General features: G+C 69.0%; 13 protein-coding genes. 6 read left to right on the top strand and 7 right to left on the bottom strand.

Going from position 1 to position 17,482, the window contains the following annotated elements; translation table 11 throughout:
• Positions 1 to 10: 10 nt before the first annotated feature.
• Positions 11 to 799 carry an SDR family NAD(P)-dependent oxidoreductase gene (locus tag A6745_RS02635; RefSeq protein WP_066123146.1) on the bottom strand — a complete coding sequence of 263 codons (789 nt, stop codon included), beginning with the start codon at positions 797 to 799 and terminating at the stop codon, positions 11 to 13.
• A 205-nt stretch (positions 800 to 1,004) separates the two neighbouring features.
• Here A6745_RS02635 and A6745_RS02630 point away from each other — a divergent pair, with 205 nt between their 5' ends.
• Positions 1,005 to 1,586, top strand: coding sequence for a hypothetical protein (locus tag A6745_RS02630; RefSeq protein ID WP_066123144.1), 582 nt, complete (start codon positions 1,005 to 1,007; stop codon positions 1,584 to 1,586).
• A gap of 22 nt (positions 1,587 to 1,608) precedes the next feature.
• On the opposite strand, the gene A6745_RS02625 is transcribed toward A6745_RS02630, so the two are convergent.
• Positions 1,609 to 4,080 (bottom strand): YwqG family protein, encoded by a 2,472-nt coding sequence (locus A6745_RS02625; RefSeq protein WP_066123141.1) that lies wholly within the window; start codon positions 4,078 to 4,080, stop codon positions 1,609 to 1,611.
• A 147-nt stretch (positions 4,081 to 4,227) separates the two neighbouring features.
• Between A6745_RS02625 and A6745_RS02620 the strand changes: the two genes are divergently transcribed.
• Together A6745_RS02620 and A6745_RS02615 are read left to right on the top strand one after the other, a co-directional pair.
• Positions 4,228 to 5,604 carry a 3-deoxy-D-arabino-heptulosonate 7-phosphate synthase gene (locus A6745_RS02620; protein ID WP_066123140.1) on the top strand — a complete coding sequence of 459 codons (1,377 nt, stop codon included), beginning with the start codon at positions 4,228 to 4,230 and terminating at the stop codon, positions 5,602 to 5,604.
• Positions 5,605 to 5,774: 170 nt separating this feature from the next.
• Positions 5,775 to 6,926, top strand: a complete 1,152-nt coding sequence (locus tag A6745_RS02615; protein ID WP_066123139.1) for a GGDEF domain-containing protein — start codon at positions 5,775 to 5,777, stop codon at positions 6,924 to 6,926.
• Positions 6,927 to 6,940: 14 nt separating this feature from the next.
• Here A6745_RS02615 and A6745_RS02610 read toward each other — a convergent pair whose 3' ends face one another.
• The gene (locus tag A6745_RS02610; RefSeq protein ID WP_066123137.1) at positions 6,941 to 8,515 is read right to left on the bottom strand and encodes a hypothetical protein; all 1,575 of its coding nucleotides are present in this window, start codon (positions 8,513 to 8,515) and stop codon (positions 6,941 to 6,943) included.
• Positions 8,516 to 8,706: 191 nt separating this feature from the next.
• Between A6745_RS02610 and ggt the strand changes: the two genes are divergently transcribed.
• Positions 8,707 to 10,446, top strand: a complete 1,740-nt coding sequence (gene ggt, locus A6745_RS02605; protein ID WP_066123135.1) for a gamma-glutamyltransferase — start codon at positions 8,707 to 8,709, stop codon at positions 10,444 to 10,446.
• A gap of 414 nt (positions 10,447 to 10,860) precedes the next feature.
• On the opposite strand, the gene A6745_RS02600 is transcribed toward ggt, so the two are convergent.
• A complete protein-coding gene (locus A6745_RS02600; RefSeq protein WP_231885890.1) occupies positions 10,861 to 11,925 on the bottom strand; it encodes an extracellular catalytic domain type 1 short-chain-length polyhydroxyalkanoate depolymerase in 1,065 nt (354 codons plus the stop codon).
• A gap of 260 nt (positions 11,926 to 12,185) precedes the next feature.
• On the opposite strand from A6745_RS02600, the gene A6745_RS02595 reads away from it, so the two are divergent.
• On the top strand, positions 12,186 to 13,007 hold the full coding sequence (locus A6745_RS02595; RefSeq protein ID WP_066123132.1) for a glucose 1-dehydrogenase: 822 nt from the start codon (positions 12,186 to 12,188) through the stop codon (positions 13,005 to 13,007).
• Positions 13,008 to 13,072: 65 nt separating this feature from the next.
• Positions 13,073 to 14,893, top strand: a complete 1,821-nt coding sequence (locus A6745_RS02590) for a glycoside hydrolase family 15 protein (RefSeq protein WP_066123129.1) — start codon at positions 13,073 to 13,075, stop codon at positions 14,891 to 14,893.
• A gap of 69 nt (positions 14,894 to 14,962) precedes the next feature.
• Here the strand turns inward: A6745_RS02590 and purU are convergent, their stop codons facing one another.
• Genes purU through A6745_RS02575 form a run of 3 tightly spaced genes read right to left on the bottom strand, consistent with a single transcriptional unit; the run spans position 14,963 to position 17,471 of the window.
• Positions 14,963 to 15,817, bottom strand: coding sequence for a formyltetrahydrofolate deformylase (purU, locus tag A6745_RS02585; RefSeq protein WP_066123128.1), 855 nt, complete (start codon positions 15,815 to 15,817; stop codon positions 14,963 to 14,965).
• Positions 15,818 to 15,833: 16 nt separating this feature from the next.
• Positions 15,834 to 16,943: an NAD(P)/FAD-dependent oxidoreductase gene (locus tag A6745_RS02580; RefSeq protein WP_066123126.1), complete on the bottom strand. Its 1,110-nt coding sequence runs from the start codon at positions 16,941 to 16,943 to the stop codon at positions 15,834 to 15,836.
• Positions 16,944 to 16,958: 15 nt separating this feature from the next.
• Positions 16,959 to 17,471, bottom strand: a complete 513-nt coding sequence (locus tag A6745_RS02575) for a flavin reductase family protein (RefSeq protein WP_066123124.1) — start codon at positions 17,469 to 17,471, stop codon at positions 16,959 to 16,961.
• Positions 17,472 to 17,482: the final 11 nt, after the last annotated feature.

Below are 17,482 nucleotides of genomic sequence, written 5' to 3'. Positions count from 1 at the left end.
GCAGGAAGGATCAGAACGCCGAGCGGATCACGCCGCCGTCGGCGCGCAACGCCGCGCCGTTGGTGGCCGCTGCGGCTTCCGAGCACACGTACACCACCATGTTGGCGATTTCCTCGGGGGTGATGAAGCGCTTGAGCAGCGACGACGGGCGCGCCGTCTCGAAGAATTCCTGCTGGAAGGCCTCGAACGGCTTGCCGCCCGACAGCTTGTCGACGAAGTCCATCACGCCTTCGGACTGCGTGGGACCGGGCAGCACCGAGTTGACCGTGACGCGGGTGCCGGCGCAGCTTTCGGCCAGGCCGCGCGCCAGGCTGATCTGCGCGCTCTTGGTGACGCCGTAGTGGATCATCTCGACGGGGATCTGCACGCCGCTCTCGCTGCTGATGAACACCACGCGGCCCCAGTTTTTCGCCTTCATCTTCGGCAGGTAGGCGCGCGTCAGGCGTACGCCCGACATCACGTTGGTGTCGAAGAAGTGCTGCCAGTCCTCATCGGGGATGTCCTCGAAGGGCTTGGGGTCGAAGATGCCCAGGTTGTTCACCAGCACGTCGACCTCGGGGTACTTGGCCACCAGCGCGGCAACCTGCGTGGGGTCGGACAGATCGCCGGCATGGCCCTCGGCCTGCGCGCCGGGGACGGTCTTGAACAGGGCTTGCAGTGCGGCGTCGACCGAAGGCTGCGAACGGCCGTTGACGATGACGCGCGCGCCCTCGCGGGCCAGGCCCACGGCGATGGCGTGGCCGATGCCCTTGGTCGAACCGGTGACCAGGGCGAGCTTGTCTTTCAGATGCATGTCCATGGGTGTTGCTCCAGGGAGATGGGTGAAGGGAGCCGGGCGTTGTGCGCACCGGTCGGGTCAGGATAGCGGATGCGGGGTTTAAGCTGTGGCGATATCAGGACGCGCCGTGGGGTTGTTGGCAAGGTGCGGCCTGCAAGGTGCGGCCTGCAAGGCGCGGCCTGCAAGGCGTGTCCCGGTCTTCATGCCGATGTCAGCGATAAGGTCCATGACGATGATGTCCGATTCCAGTTTCGACGCACTGCCGCAGGGCCAGGCGGCCGATGAGCGCCCGCCCTGGGCCGAGCGCGATGAAGACGCCATCGATGCGTTCTACCGCCGCGTCTGTTCGCGGATCGAACGCGAGACCCGCACGCTGTCGCGCATCGAGTGGGATCACTATGGATCGGGCTACGCGTCGTTCGTGGACGCCTGGTTCTATCGCGACGAGCCGGGATTCCGTCTGCCGCCCTTCAAGCGGCTGGGCCTGCGCAAGGAATTCCGCTACACGGGACTGGCCGTGCTGCTGTGCCGGATGGCGCCCGTGTTCGTGTTCATCGAAGGCGAGAAGTCCTGGCACCGGCGGGGCGGCAGCGGCTATCTGCCCAGCGGCAGCGAAGTGGACCAGTTGAGGACGGATGCGGTGCGGGAACTGGCCGCGCAGGTGCAGGGCGTGCTGGAAGCGGAAGGGCTGACGCGCCTGTCGCGCCGGCAGTTGAGCGTGCCGCTGCCCACGGGGACGCAGGTGCCCACGATGCTGGAGAACGGCGCCTACACGCGGTTCGACGCCCTGTTCCATTGGGAAGACTGAGTGCGCGCCGGCGCGGCGCGTATCAACTGCTTTCCAGTCCGCAGTAGACGTTGGAAAAATCCCGCTTCGCCAGATCGCTCTTGTGGATCACGAAGTAGATCTCGCCCGCATCCCAGAAGCAGAAGCCCGGCCGGTCATCCGACGAGACCCGCAGCAGCACCATGAAGTCCTCGGGCCGGCCGCGCAGCTTGTGGGCGGCTTCGATCTGCGGCGTGTCATGCTGCTTGAAGACGTAGCTGTTGATCGCGTGCGCGGGCTTCACGCCGCATGCCGCGGACAGCGATTCCCGCAGGGCTTCCGTCTGGTCGAACAATTCGTGCAAGGGCTCCAGCGATTCCGCTTCGCCGGTGCAGTAAGCCTCGTCCGAATAGAAATGCGGCACGCTGACCAGCCGGGCGGCCTGCGCCCGATACGGAAGGTAGATGCCGCGCTCGTCACCGATGAAATCGTCCGCGATGTCCAGTTCGGCGGCGCCGCGCAGCGACGAGGCCGGACCGTCGTGGTACAGCACCCGCGCGCCGAAGCTTTCCTGGTCGTCGATGAAGAAGTACAGGAAGCCTGTGCGCGGCAGGTAGTCCTGATAGGGCGCCAGGGCCGCGCAATCCAATTGGGCGATGAACTGCCAGCCCCTGGTTTCGTCTTGGCAGGTCGTCAGGGTGGGATAGTCCATGCCGGCGGGCAGGTCGGGCAGGCCGCCGAAACGTGTATTGCCCGGCGTGCCATAGTCGTCGGGATCGGTGGTGCACAGGGCCACGGCATGCAGGGCAATGGCGTCCAGGCCAGCCCGATAGGCCTGCCATTGCGGGTCCGCCAGCGTCTGCCGAAGCATGGCCGCCAGGGTTTGGTCGTGGCGCGCCAGGAAGATCGCTTCGTCCACGGGCACGGTGCCGCTGCCGTCCGCGCCGCGATACGTGTAGTCCAGCAGCGCGAGTTTCTTGTCCAGTTCCAGTTGCAGTCTTTCGATGCGTTGCAGGCCGTCCGGCAGCGAGGCCAGCGGGTTTGATTGCAGGTCGAGCGTGCGCAGGCCGGGCAGGTGCGCCAGCGTTTCGGGCACCGTCCGCAATCGATTGTTCGACAGCGACAGGCTTTTCAGCACCGGCGACCACGCCGCGCCTGGCAGCGACTGCAAGGCGTTCCCCGACAGCGTGCAGAGCGTGAGTTTCGGCAGCGCCAGCAGCCCGTCCGGCACCGATGTGGCCTGCGAGCCGGTGATGAACAGCCATTGCAGTTCCTTCAGCGCGCACAGCGAATCAGGAAGCGTGTCCACCGCTCCGATCCCCGTCAGCGCAAGCCACCGTAGCCGGCTCAGCTCGGACAAGGCATCGGGAATGGCGGGCAGCGCCTGCGCGGCCTCGGTCGTGGTGTAGCGCAGGGTCAGCGATTCCAGCGAGGTATACCCGTACAGCGCATCGGGCAGTGGGCCGGGATCGACCAGTTGCGCATGGCGTGGCAGCTCCGCCGGCGCGCGCAGCAATTCCTCCAGCGACCCGAACGCGTAGTGCGACCAGTCGATGTCCGCGACCGGCAGGCGCAGGCCGAATCCCACGGGATAGCGCTTGTCCGGGGAGAAACCCTGGAGATGCCCGCTGAACCCCGCCCAGCCGTCTTTCAGCATCAGTTCGCCGTGCAGCGACAGGCTGTAGTGGAAGCCGCCTTTCCACACCGACACCGTATAAGTGGGCTCGCTGTCGTCCTCGATGGCGTAGCGGCCGGCGGGCGCGTCGGGATGGTAGACGCCCTTCATGGTGAAGCGCAGGTAGACCTCGCCGTCCTGGTAGTCGTTCAGGATGTGTGCGCAGGCCTGGGCGTCGTAGCCGATGGCGCGGGCCTTCAGGTCGAGGGTCAGGCCATCGCCGGTGTCGCCGTGGGTGTGCACGCCGCAGGCCGTGTCCGCCAGGATGTCGAAGCGCGTGCCGTCCACGAACAGGTAGTCCTGGCCGTCCGGCGGGATCTCGAACGGCGGGGGGAGTTCGGCGGCGGTGTCGTCTTCCTCTTCCTCTTCGTCGTCGTCGGCAAACATCGCGTCGATGGCGCGCCGCTGCGCGGCCAGCGCGGGCACGGGATCGCCGAAGCAGCGCAGCGTCAGCAGGGTCTGCTCGAACAGCGGGAAATAAGTGTCCTGCTGGCTGGCCTGGCAATCGCCCGTCAGCTCGTAGTGGTAGCCGCCCTCGATCGGCACGATGGCGAAATAGAAGGCATAGCCGGTCTCGGCGATGGCCGTGATGGCGTGGCCGGCGTGGTCGCCGACCTGTATGGGCCTGTCGCCGGTGAAGGACGCCGGGCCGCGGCGGTCCGCGCAGAAGGCGCGGAAACGGTCGATCAGGGTGGCGCCGGGATACTTGCGCAGGTGGGTCTGGTCGGCCAGGCCGGCGCTGATCATGACGACGTCGTCGCCGGTCTCGTGCTCGGCGCGGACACTTTCCCACATGGGGCGGACGGCTTCGAAGACGTCGGGGATGTCCAGGGAAAAGGTTTCGGTCTTGACACTGCGCATGGAAAGGCCGGCGGGGAAAAAGACGGCCCAGGATAGCAGCGAGGGCCTGCAATAAATGAAAGCACCTGTACCGAATCGGCGGCGCGGCAAGGTCTTGAGAGACAATCGTGCGGTCTCGCGTTTCGTGCCCCACGACCTTCCGGCCCGATGCCCGCATCGCCCCTGCTCGAACAGATCCTGCGCAATGTCGCGCGCCGTTACCGTCTGCCGGCGCTGGATGCGGCAGCCCCCTGCCCGCGCGATGCGCATCCCGCCACCGTCATCGCCCTGGCGATCGAGCGGGCCCGGCAGGCCCATGAGCGCGGCCACCCGCCGGATGCGGCGTTGAAACGGACATTCGTCGAGGCGCTGGGGCGCCTGATCCAGGAGGCGATGCGCGCGGAACAGGGCGACCCCGGCGTCCAGGCCATGGCGCTGCGGCACCAGTACGCGCCAGTGCGCGAATATGCCCTGCTGGCAGGCCAGGCCGAGGCGGATCGCCGTGCCGTTCACGCCGTGGTCAATGCGATCGCCCATCCCGCCAAGCTGGCACGCCTGCCGCCAGGACCGGTGCGCGAGGGCCTGCATGGCCTGCAACAGGCCCTGGCGGAGAGCCGCTGGACCGGTTTACACGAGGCCGCGCAGCGTCTGGCCGGCCTGCCGGACTTGCCGGAAGCGGTGTCGCGCGGCGTGGACCGCCTGCGGCAGGCGCCCGCCTTGGGACATCTGCGCCGTCAGGATGTGCTGGCCGGCCAGGCCGAGGTGCACGCGTATCTGGCCTTGAGCGCGCGCAGCGGCCCCCGGCCGGGCAGCGAAGCCGCGATGGCGGAAGGCCGGGCGTCACGGCGGCGGGGCGACGCGGTCGAGGCCGCCACGGCGCGCGCCATGCAGGCGCTGGCCGGATGCCTGGGTCATGAGGCGGGCCTGCCCGCTTCGTATCGCGTGGTGACCTCCATGCGCGTGCCCGCGTCGATTCCCGCCAGCCAAGAGCGCGCCAAGACGGAATGGGACGCGGTGCTGCTGCGGCAGGCCGGCCTGCAGGGCGATACGCCGCTGTGGGACGTCTGCCTGCTGGCCGAGGCCAAGGCGTCGGCGGATGCCGCGCCCACCGATCTGCCACGCCTGGTCCGCGGGCTGCGCCTGCTGGCGCACGCCGATGCGGCCATGGCGTACGGCTTCGAGGCCCGGGAGGGCCGGGTGCTGCTGCGCGGCGCTTCGCTGGCCGCGTTGCGCACGGACCCGCGGGAACTGGCCCGGCAGGTGCTGTACTGCTGCCAGGCGCCGGTGGAGCCGGCTCCCCGCCTGCTGGGCGCCGCCAGCCGCATGCAACTGCTGTGCGCGCCGCCCAGTCTCGAGGTCGCGGCGGCGATGGCGTCCGGCCAGCCCGCCGACCTTGGCCTGCTGGAGGCGATCTGGGACCAGTTGCCGGCATCGCCGCATTGGGCGGGGGTGTTTCACCAGTATCCAGCCCTGGAGCAGGTACGAAACTTGATGGTGCATCCGGACGATCTGCGGGCGGCGGCCGCGCCCGGCCGCATCGGATGATTGCCGCCGAATTGACACCCTGGGTCCGGTTCAAATGTCCGGCAGATTTCCCCTCCGGGCGTGGGCGGGACGCGAAATCGCTGTAATAATCGGCTTCATTTTGTAGGCAAGCTTTCAACGTAGAATCGGCTTCGGATGCGAAGTCCCGCCGCAACACCAACACGTCCGGGATGCACGTGGATCTGCTCACCCTTTACCTCCTCGCCACCGGAACGCTGGCCGTCAGCGCGGGCCTGCTTTTCTGGGAGCAAAGGGCCAATCCCAAGCGCGCCACGACGCTCAAGCGGCTGGCGCTGGGGTTCGGAATACTGGCAGTGGGCTGCGTCGCCGCGCTGTACCGGGGCAGCCTGCCCAGCCCGCTGGGGTCGGCCCTCGGCAACCTCATCATCCTGTCCGGCTACCTGCTGGTGCTCGCCGGCGTGGGCTCGTTCAGCGGCAGGCGCTATCGCGCGTTTTCCGGGATCGTTCTCATCGGTACGGCGGCCATGTGGGCACTGGTCGGAGCCGCCGGCGAGGCGGCCGGCTGGAGCTACTACAGTTCGGTCCCGATCGCGCTGATCAGCGGCATGACGGCCTGGGCGATGTGGCGTTGCCAGGCAATGAAAGCCTTTCCGGCCCGGCACATCGTCGTGGCCGTGGCGGCCATCCACACGCTGCTGTACGCGGGCCGGGCCACGATCCTGCCCTGGTTCGTGGCGCACGGCGGGCTGGCCATTCAGGCCATCGCCAGCAAGATCACGATCTACGAGGGCGTGCTGTATTCGGTGGCGCTGCCCATGGCGCTCCTGAAGGTGATCCGCGACGAGACGCACGGGCAACTGCTGCGGGAGTCCCTGACCGATTACCTGACCCGGCTGGGCAATCGCCGCTGGTTCTTCGAAGAGGGTCCGCGCCGGCTGCACGCCTGTGCCGGACGCGGGCCGGCCGCGCTGCTGGCCTTCGACCTGGACCAGTTCAAGGCCATCAACGACGCCCATGGCCATTCGACCGGCGACCGGGTGTTGAAGACCTTTGCCGAAGTGGCCCGCGATGTGCTCGGGCCGCAGGCCGTGCTGGCGCGTATCGGCGGGGAAGAGTTCGCCGCGTTGCTGGTGGGCGACGATGCCCGCCGCGCCCGGCAACTGGGCGAGAAGATCGCCCGGTGCTTGCCCGAGACGATCGCGCAGCGTATCGAAGGCCTGGCCATCGCCACGACCGTCAGCATCGGCATGTCGGTCTACCAGGAAAACCTGCCCACGCTGCCCGAAGGCCTGTCCGCGGCCGACCAGGCGCTGTACCGCGCCAAATCGTTGGGCGGCAACCGCCTGGAAGAGGCGGTCTGACGGCCCGCGGGGCCTCAGGCACTCAGTACCGTCTCACCCGCGTACGGCACCATGTGGATCTCGTCGCCCACCACGGTGATCGTCCCCACGGTCCATTCGTAGTCGCGCGGATGGCCGGGCTTGAGCACCCAGGTGGCGCCGCCCTGGATCCGTACCCGGCAGGCGACCGTGTCCAGCGCCAGGGCGCCCGTCTGCGAGAAATTGCGCACGCTGATCAGATAGCTGGCATTGCCCCAGCGGGAAATCTCGATCACTTCCTGGCCCGGTCCGGTCACGACGTCCTGCACCAGTTGCGCATAGGGGGCTTCGGCCAGGCTGCCGGTGCGGTCGTACGCCACGGTCTGCGGATGCTTGTCGTCGTTGATCAGGACCAGGCGCAGGTCGACATCCTGCAGGGCGCCCGTCCATTCCAGCAGGACGGTGGCGGCGAGGTCCGGGCGCAGGGCGTCGGACAGTGGCGCGGCGGCGCGGCGCTGCGCCGGCGGTGCGGCGGCCTGGGCGGCTTCCTGCCTGGCGGCCCTGGCGGGCGCCCCCTGGAACAGCAGGTCGCGGATGCTGTCGTGCAGGGCGGGATGTTGCCGTTCGCGGCCGGCCGTGGCGTGCCCGAGCAGGCGCAGACGCGCCGCGCCGGCCGCCGCCGCCAGGGCGGTCCGGGCGGCCGGGTCCCACGGGCTGTCGTCCACCAGCAGCGTATCGGCATGGGGACAGCCCCGCGCGTAGTCCTCGGCGGCTTGCATCACCTGCGCGGTACTCCGGATCAGTCGATGCCGGCACTCCAGCGCGAAGCGCGTGGCGGCATTGCGACGGCCGTCCGGCGTGGCGCGCACGACGCGGAAATCCGGTTGGATGCCGCGTTTGCGTCTGCCGCCGCCGGCAAGGGCGCAGCGCGGTTCGGCCCAGACGTCGAATTGCTCGCCACCGTATTCGTAGGTGGCCAGACGGCAGCCGTCCATGAACGCGAGGGCGCCGCCCCGCGTATGGAAATGGAAGCTGTCGGCATGGGCGTGCGCGGCGCATAGCAAGCGGGTGCCCACCCAGACGGGATACAGCGCATGCCGGTCCCGCCAGAGCGGTGCCGCCAGGACGCGCAGCAGGCGGGCGCCGGTGTCGGCCAGCCAGAGGTCCCGCGCGCGCGGATCGGCGGGGGCGATGGGCGTGTCCAGCAACTGCCGGACGGTATCCGCCTGTTGCCGAAGCTCGGGCAGTGTCCTTTCGATGGCCGAGCCATCGGCGGCAAGCCGCCAGGCCAGGCGCAGCGGTTGCGCGCCGCGCTGCGCCTGCGCGCGCGCCAGCACGTCGAGCAGGTCTTCCAGCAGGTCGGCGAAGTCCCGCAGGACGGTCCGGGCCGTTTCCAGAAAGTGGACCGCCGCGATCGCCGGCGCACCGGCGCGGGCGTCCGCGCGCAGTACGTCGCGCAGCCTCGCCTGGATCTTGGGCGGGGCGACGGGCTGCGTGGCCCGCAGCGCCGCCAGCAACGCTTCCTCGAAGTCGGTATCGCGGCCGGGCTTGTTCCTGCCCTGCCGCAGTTCCAGCCCGGCCTGCGTGCAAAACCTGTCCCACCATTCGAGCGCCGTATCGGTTGCCGCCATGCCTGTCTCGCTGTTCCGCTTTGGCGGCAGCATATCCCAGGCCATCTGAACAGCACCGTAAAGCCCGCGGAGCAGTGGAAATCGTAGTGGAGCGCCCACTGGCCCGTGGTCTTGTGCTTCCCGAACATCAGGCTGCCTGATCGGCAACGTTTATGCTACCGGGTGATCGAGATCCCCATAAGGCGACCCCCATGCGCAATCTCGCCCGCCTGGCCATGCTGCTGGCCAGCATGTGGCTGGCGCCCGTACAGTCCCAGCCCGTCACGCAGGACATCAATCCCGAAGCCGCCACCGGCCGTGCCGACAAGCCGCTGGCGCATGCGCGCCATTTCATGCTGGCGTCCGCCAATCCCGTGGCGACGCAGGCCGGCTACGGCATCCTGAAGCAGGGCGGCAGCGCCACCGATGCCGTGATCGCCACGCAACTGGTGCTGGCGGTGGTCGAGCCGCAGTCGTCCGGGCTGGGCGGCGGCGCCTTCCTGGTGCATTACGAAGCCGAGGGCGGCGCGGTGCAGGTGTACGACAGCCGCGAGACGGCGCCGGCGGCCGCGCGCGCGGACCGCTTCCTTGTGGACGGCAAGCCGATTCCATTCCAGGAGGCCGTGAACAATGGCCGTTCGGTGGGCACGCCGGGCCTGTTGCGCGGCCTGGAGCTGGCCCACCGGCAGCACGGCAGACTGTCGTGGAAGACCCTGTTCGAGCCTGCCATCCAGGTGGCGTCGCAGGGTTTTGCCGTGTCGCCGCGCCTGCATGCGTTGCTGGCGGACACGCCGGAGCTGGCCCGGCAGCCCGCGGCGGCGCGCTATTTCTACGCGCCCGACGGGCGGGCATGGCCCGTGGGCCATGTGCTGAAGAATCCCGACCTGGCGCGGGTGCTGCGCCGGGTGGCCGACGAAGGCCCCGACGCGTTCTATCGCGGCGACATCGCGCGCGACATCGTGGCGGCGGTGCAAGGCCACGCCAGGCCGGGCGACCTGACCGAGGCGGACCTGGCAGGCTATCGCGCGCAGGTACGCATGCCGGTGTGCGGGCGTTATCGCGCCTATCTGCTGTGCGGTCCGCCGCCGCCCAGCAGCGGGCCGCTGGCCGTGCTGCAGATGCTGGGCGCGCTGCAGCAGCATCCCATGGGCCGCATGAAGCCGGATACCGCGCAGGCGGTGCATTATTTCTCGGAGGCGGGCCGGCTGGCCTATGCCGACCGGGATTTCTACGTGGGCGACCCCGACTTTGTCGACGTGCCGGTGGCGGCGCTGCTGGATCCGCGCTACCTGGAGGCGCGCGGCGCGCTGATTCGCCCGGACCGCAGCATGGGCACCGCGCTGCCGGGCGATCCCGCGGGCTTGCTGCAGGCCCGCGCGCGCGACGATGCCTTCGAGGTGCCGTCGACCACGCACATTTCAGCGGTGGACGCCCAGGGCAACGTGGTGTCGATGACCTCGACCATCGAGTCCGCCTTCGGCAGCAAGATCCTGGTGCATGGTTTCCTGCTGAACAACGAGATGACGGATTTCTCTTCGTCGTACCGCGATGCCGAGGGCCGGCTGGTGGCCAACCGCGTCGAACCGGGCAAGCGGCCGCGCAGCGCCATGGCGCCGATGATCGTGTTCCGCGCCGGCAAGCCCTATCTCGCGGTGGGCTCGCCGGGCGGCAGCGCCATCATCAACTACGTGGCCAAGACGCTGGTGGGCGTGCTGGACTGGAACCTGGATATTCAGGAAGCCATCGCGCTGCCCAACATGGGCAGCCGCAACCGCGCGACCGAGCTGGAGCGCGGCACGTCGCTGGTGAAGCTGGCGCCCGCGCTGCGGAAATTGGGGCACGAGGTCAGGGAAGAGGAATTCCCCAGCGGGTTGCAGGGAATCGTGATCGGACCGTCGGGGCTGTCCGGCGGCGCGGACCCGCGCAGGGAAGGGCTGGCGCTGGGGGATTGAGCGCCGTACCAGAGGACCGGCAGCGGATACGCCGACGCCAGCATGGGGCGGGTGCGGCGCGAGCCGTCGCCCAGCGAGGGCTCGGCGGGGTCCAGTCCGGCCGCCTGCCGGGCGGCCGCCACGATGGCCGCGGGCTCGGCGGCTGGCACGGCATAGTTTTCGATGCGGGTGTCGACGCGGGCCTCGCTCCAGGCGCCGACCAGCGTGCCGGTGCTGGCGGCCAGGGCCAGCAGGGCCGCGGCGGCCAATCCCGTCAGCAATCCCCAGGGCATCATCGTCAGGGCTTGTTTCATGATCAGGGGCTCCTCGAAATGGGTGCGGGCGTAGTGTGCCAAGGACTTATGAGGATGGGATGAAGGCGATGGGTCGCAGTCTGACGATGCGGCGGGAGGGCCGGACGACGTTTGTGTCGTCTCAGTGCCGCGCGTGCCGCCTGAAGAACTGCCACAGCAGCACCGAGGCATCCGGTCCCGTATCCGCGTGGTATTCGACGGCGCCGTCGCCGCCGCTCCAGGCATGCGTCAACCGGGGAATCTCGCACAGCCGCACCACCGGCGTGCGGCCGCGCAGCGTATCCACGCGGCGGTACTCGCGCTTCGTGCCCCCGGCCAGCACGCGTGCAACGGTGTCGCCGGGCGGCAGGCCATTCAGGTGGCGGAACTGCTCGGCCAGTTGCTGCGCGTTGCGCACGGAGACCGCGTTGTCGCGCTGGCCATGCAGGATCAGCGCGGGCATGCCCAGCCGGAGCAAGTCGGGATGCGCGACGCTGCCGAAGATGGCGTCGGGGTTGCGCAAGGTGCCGCGCCGCATCACGCTCAGGCCGTCCACCGCGTTGCGCGCGCTGCCCACCACCACGCCGGAATGCAGGGCCACGGCGGCGATCAGGCCGGGATGGCGCAACGCGATCAGCGCGGCCATGCCCGCGCCAGCCGACAGCCCGGCGAGGTACACGCGGCGCGCGTCCAGGCCGTGGCTCGCGATCTCTGCGCGTATCAGCGCGGCGATGGCATCGGCGTCCTCGCGTCCGCCGCGCTCGGGTTCGAACCAGCGCCAGCAGCGCTGCGATTGCCTGGACTGGGCCTGCTGGGGGTACAGCACCGCGAAGCCCGCGTGGTCGGCCTGCAGGTTCATGCGCGTGCCGCGCGCGAAGTCGGCGGCGGTCTGGCGGCAGCCGTGCAGCATCACCAGCAAGGGCCGCCCCTGGACCCGGCCGGCAGGCTGATAGCGCGCGTAGGCCAGCCGGCGTCCCCCGGGCGCGGCGTACTGCAGCGAGGGTTGCCATGTGCCCAGGCCGGACGCCCAGGATGCGGGGCCTGGCGTGGCCGGCGCCTTGCGCGGCGCGTCCTTGGCCCGCTTGGCGCCGGCCTTGGCCTGGGCCGCCAGCGTACGCGTGCCTGCGCGCACCATCTTGTTCTGCAGCCGCGTCATGTTGCGCGCGGCCTTGAAGAACAGGCTGGCGAAGCCGCGCTTCATCGGCATGTGCAGGAAAAGCGGAGGGGATTGCGGTGCCGCATCGGGGGAAGAGTTCCGCTGAGATCCTGGATACCGGCCAGTGTACGCGCCGATGGTGCATTGCGGCAGGATAGGGCGCGCTCGGAAAACTATCGAATCACACGGCAAACAACCGATGGGAAACTTCTCTTGCCATCGTGGTCTTATCCATGAGTGGCTCATGAAACGGCGGCTGCCTGAAGGTTCAGCGGCATGTCAGTGCATGGGCGTCATGCCAAGGAGGCAGCATGTCCCAGACGCAGGAACTTGCGGGCCGCGTGGCCCTGGTCACCGGCGCCACGTCCGGCATCGGCCGTGCGGTGGCCATTTCACTGGCGGGCGCGGGGGCGCGGGTGGCCGTCAATTATCGCGATGCGAAAGACGGCCGGCAACGCGCCGATGAAGTCGTGGCCGAGATCGTCGGGGCGGGCGGCCAGGCCGTGCCCGTGCTGGGAGACGTCAGCCGCGAGGACGAGGTCGGGCAGATGTTCGCCGAGGTGCGGAGCCAACTGGGCGAGCTGGACATCCTGGTGAACAACGCGGGCATCGAGCAGCCCGCGCCCATCCAGGACATGACGCTGGCGCAGTGGCAGGCCGTCATCGACGTCAACCTGACCGGCCAGTTCCTGTGCGCGCGCGCCGCCGCGCGCGCCTATCTGGCGCGCTGGCCCGAGCCGCCGCCCAAGGGCGCGTCGGCGGGCAAGATCCTGTTCATCAGTTCGGTGCACGAGGTGATCCCGTGGGCCTTCCAGGCGAACTATGCGGCTTCGAAAGGCGGCGTGTCGCTGCTGATGCGCTCGCTGGCGCAGGAACTGGCGCCGCGCAAGATACGCGTGAACAGCATCGCCCCGGGCGCGATCCGCACGCCCATCAACCATGCGGCCTGGGGCACCAGCCAGGCCATGGCGGAGCTGTTGAAACTGATCCCGTACGACCGCATCGGCGAGCCCGAGGACATCGGACGCGCGGCGGTGTGGCTGGCTTCCGATGCCTCGGATTACGTGACGGGCGCGACGCTGTTCGTCGATGGCGGCATGACGCTGTATCCGGAGTTCCGTGGCGCGGGTTGATGGCGCGGCGTCGCCATTTCCGAGTCCCTGACTAACGCTTGCAGCCAGAAGGAGTGCCCGCTTCCATGTCCAAACCCCTGGAAGACTATGGCCTGATCGGCAACATGCTGTCCGCCGCGCTGGTGTCGCGCGACGGTTCCATCGACTGGTTGTGCCTGCCGCATTTCGATTCGCCCGCCTGCTTCGCCGCGCTGCTGGGCGACGAGCGCCACGGCCATTGGCGGCTGGCGCCCGCCGGATGCGATCAATGCCGCATCACGCGCCGCTACCTCCCGGACACGGCCGTGCTGGAAACCCGCTACGAAAACGCCACCGGCACGGTCACGGTCTGCGACTTCATGCCCATCAGCGACGACGAATCGCGCGTGGACGTGGTGCGCATCGTGTGCGGCGTGGCAGGCAAGGTCGACATGGACATGGAACTGGTGCTGCGCTTCAACTACGGCCAGGCGGTGCCGTGGGTGCGCCGGCGCGACTACGGCCTGAGCGCCATCTCCGGTCCCGACGCGGTCGAGCTGCATGCCTCGGTGGACCTGAAGGGCGAGGACATGCGCAGCATGGCGCATTTCACGGTGCGGGAAGGGCAGTCGGTGCCGTTCACGCTGTCGTACCACCGTTCGCACCAGACGCCGCATTTCGTGCCCGACCGGCTGGAGAGCAAGGACCGCACGGTGTCGTGGTGGCAGCAATGGGCGCGCCGCTGCCATTGGGAAGGCCCGGACGAGCGCCGCGAGGCGGTGGTACGGTCGCTGATCACGCTGAAACTGCTGACCTTCCAGCCCACCGGCGGCATCATCGCCGCGCCGACGATGGGACTGCCCGAGGAACTGGGCGGCAGCCGCAACTGGGACTACCGCTATTGCTGGCTGCGCGACTCCTCGCTGACCCTCTACGCGCTGCTGAACGCCGGCTATCGCGAAGAGGCCGAGGCGTGGCGGCAGTGGCTGCTGCGCGCCGTGGCGGGCCATCCCAAGCAGATGCAGATCATGTATGGCATTGCCGGCGAGCGCTGGCTGCCGGAGCACGATGTGCAATGGCTGCCCGGCTACGAGGGCAGCCTGCCGGTGCGCGTGGGCAATGCCGCTGCGGACCAGTTGCAGCTGGACGTATATGGCGAGCTGATCGAGACCTTGCATGCGGCGCGGGCCGCGGACCTGGCGCCGCTGGCCGAAGCCTGGCGGTTGCAGAACGTGCTGATCCAGCCGCTGGAAGAACTGTGGAAAAGCCTGGACCACGGCATCTGGGAAGTGCGCGGCCCCAAGCGCGCCTTCACGCATTCGCGCCTGATGTGCTGGGTGGCCTTCGACCGCGCCATCAAGTCATGCGAGCAGTTCGGCCTGGAAGGCCCGGTGGCGCGCTGGACCCGCGTGCGCGACGAGATCCGCGACGACATCTGCGCCCATGGCTACGATGCCCAGCGCAATACGTTCGTGCAGTACTACGGCGGCACGGGGCTGGACGCCAGCCTGCTGCTGATTCCGCTGGTGGGATTCCTGCCGCCCGACGATCCGCGCGTGCAGGGCACGATCCGCGCGGTCGAACAGGAATTGCTGCGTGACGGCCTGCTGCTGCGCTATTCCAACGGCCATACCGATGATGGGCTGCCCGGCGACGAAGGCGTGTTCCTGGCGTGCAGCTTCTGGCTGGCCGACGCCTACGTGCTGCAAGGCCGGCTGGCCGACGCCGAGAAGCTGTTCCAGCGCCTGCTGGGCATGCGCAACGACCTGGGCCTGCTGGCCGAGGAATACGACGTGGCGCGGCGCCGGCTGGTGGGCAACTTCCCGCAGGGTTTCTCGCACATCGGGCTGGTGAACACCGCGTACAACCTGAGCCGCGCGAACGGACCGGCGAAGCAGCGGTCTTCGCGCAAGGCGCCGAAGGCGTGACCGGTCCCCCGCTGCGTTCCGCAGTACGGGGCCATCGGCAATGCCGGCGGGCGCCTCGCGGCCGGGGGGTCAGCGGAACACGACAGTCTTGTTGCGGTTGAGCAAGATGCGGTGCTCGACATGGCTGCGCACGGCGCGCGACAGCACCAGCGATTCGACGTCGCTGCCCACCTGGGTGAGCTGCTGCGCCGTCATGCCGTGGTCGACGCGCTCGATGTCCTGCTCGATGATCGGGCCTTCGTCCAGGTCGGACGTGACGTAGTGCGCCGTGGCGCCGATGATCTTCACGCCGCGCGCGTGCGCCTGGTGATAGGGGCGAGCGCCCTTGAAGCTGGGCAGGAAGCTGTGGTGGATGTTGATGGCGCGGCCTTCCAGCGCGCGGCACAGGTCGGCCGACAGGATCTGCATGTAGCGCGCCAGCACGACCAGGTCGATGCGTTCGCTGGCCACCAGGTCCAGCACCTGCTGCTCTTGCCGCGCCTTGGTGTCCGCCGTGACCGGCAGGTGATGGAACGGGATGCCGTAGGAGGCGGCCAAAGCGGCGTAGTCGTTGTGGTTCGAGACGATGGCCGCGATCTCGGCATGCAGCTGGCCGCTTTGCACGCGGAACAGCAGGTCGTTCAGGCAGTGGCCCTGCTTGCTGACCATGATGAGCAGGCGCGGCTTGTAGCGGGCGTCATGGATCTGCCAGTCCATCGAATGGCCCTCGGCCATCGCGGCGAAGCGCTCGCGCAGCGATTCCTGCGTGATGGCCTGCGGCAGGTCGAAGTGCACGCGCAGGAAGAAGCGGCCCGTCTCTTCGTCGCCGTACTGCTGCGAATCCAGGATGTTGCAGCCCAGTTCGAACAGCAGGCCGCTGACGCGATAGACGATGCCGGTGCGGTCGGGGCAGGACAGGGTCAGGATGTAGTCGTTGTGCTGCATGGCGAGAAGGGCGAGGTCAGGGGTTGAGTCGTTGCAGGGTTTCTTCGGCGATGGCCAGGCTGGCCGTCAGTCCGGGGGATTCGATGCCGTACAGATTGACCAGGCCGGGCACGCCGTGGGCGGCGGGGCCGGCGATGGCGAAATCCGCGGCGGGGTCGCGCGGGCCCGAGATCTTGGGCCGGATGCCCGTGTACCCGGGGGCCAGCGCGCCGTCGGGCAGGGCAGGCCAGTAGCGGCGCACCGCATCGTAGAACACCTCGGCGCGCCGGGGATCCAGCGTGTAGTCCTCGGTCTCGATCCATTCGGTGTCGGGACCGAACTTGGCCTGGCCGCCCATGTCCAGCGTCAGGTGCACGCCCAGGCCGGCATGGTTGGGCGCGGGCGCGGGGTAGATCAGGCGCGAGAACGGCGCGCGGCCCGCCAGCGTGAAATAGCTGCCCTTGCACAGGTACTCGCGCGGGACGGTGTCCACCGGCAGGCCTTCGATGCGGCGCGCCAGCGTGGGCGCCTGCAGGCCGGCCGCGTTGATCAGCACATTGCAGGTCAGCGTCATGGCTTCGGCGCCGCCGAAGCGCGCCTCGAAGCCGCCGCCGGGCAGCACGCGGGCCGACTGCATGGGGGTGTGGAACACGCATTGCGCGCCCGCGTTCTCGGCATCGCCCTGGTAGGCCAGCATCAGCGCATGGCTGTCGACGATGCCGGTGGAAGGCGACACCAGCGCAGCCGTGCAGCGCAGCGCGGGCTCGAGCCGGCCGGCCTCGGCGCCGTCGATCTGGCGCATGTCGTCCACGCCGTTGGCCCGCGCGCGCGCCGCGATGCCTTCCAACTGGCCGGCCTCTTCGTCGGACGTGGCCACGATCAGCTTGCCCAGGCGCCGGTACGGCACGCCACGCGCATCGCAGTATTCGTACAGCAGGTGCTTGCCGCGCACGCACAGGCGCGCCTTCAGGCTGTTGGCGGCGTAATAGATGCCGGCGTGGATGACTTCGGAATTGCGCGAGCTGGTGCCGGTGCCGATGCCTTCGGAGGCTTCGGCCACCAGCACTTCACGGCCCTGCAGGGCGAGCCCGCGGGCCACGGCCAGGCCGACGACGCCGGCGCCGATGACGATGCAGTCGATGTCCATGTTCGTATTGTCCTGTCAGTCCTGGCGCTGCGCGGCCGGGGTCAGGTCGAAGCCGCCGGCATGGAACACCAGCGGCGCGGCGTCGGTATGGCCGCAATGCAGCACGCGGCCGACCATGATCAGGTGGTCGCCCTCCGCATATTGCGCGCGGTTGCCGCATTCGAACCAGGCGGCGCAACCGGTCAGCATGGGCGTGCCGTCCGGGGCGTGCGTCATGGGCAGGCCCTTGAAGCGCTCGGTGGTGATGCCGGTGGCGAAGCGCCTCGCCAGCGCGATCTGCCCCGCCGACAGCACATTGACCACATAGCGCTCGCATGCGCGAAACAGCTCCAGCGACGATGACTTCTGCGCCAGGCTCCACAGCACCAGGGGCGGATCGAGCGAGACCGAGTTGAACGAGCTGACCGTCACGCCGATAGGCGTGCCGTCGGGCATCGCCATGCTGACCACGGTGACGCCGGTGGCGAAACGGCCCAGGGCATGGCGGAAGTAGGGCGCGTCGAAACTTGGAGAAGGAACGGAAGACATCGGTGCGGCGG

The sequence above is a fragment of the Bordetella ansorpii genome, assembly GCF_900078705.1.
GTDB lineage: Bacteria > Pseudomonadota > Gammaproteobacteria > Burkholderiales > Burkholderiaceae_B > Bordetella > Bordetella ansorpii_A.
Note: the sequence above shows the minus strand (reverse complement) of the source record. Positions and strands in the feature narration are given on the sequence as shown.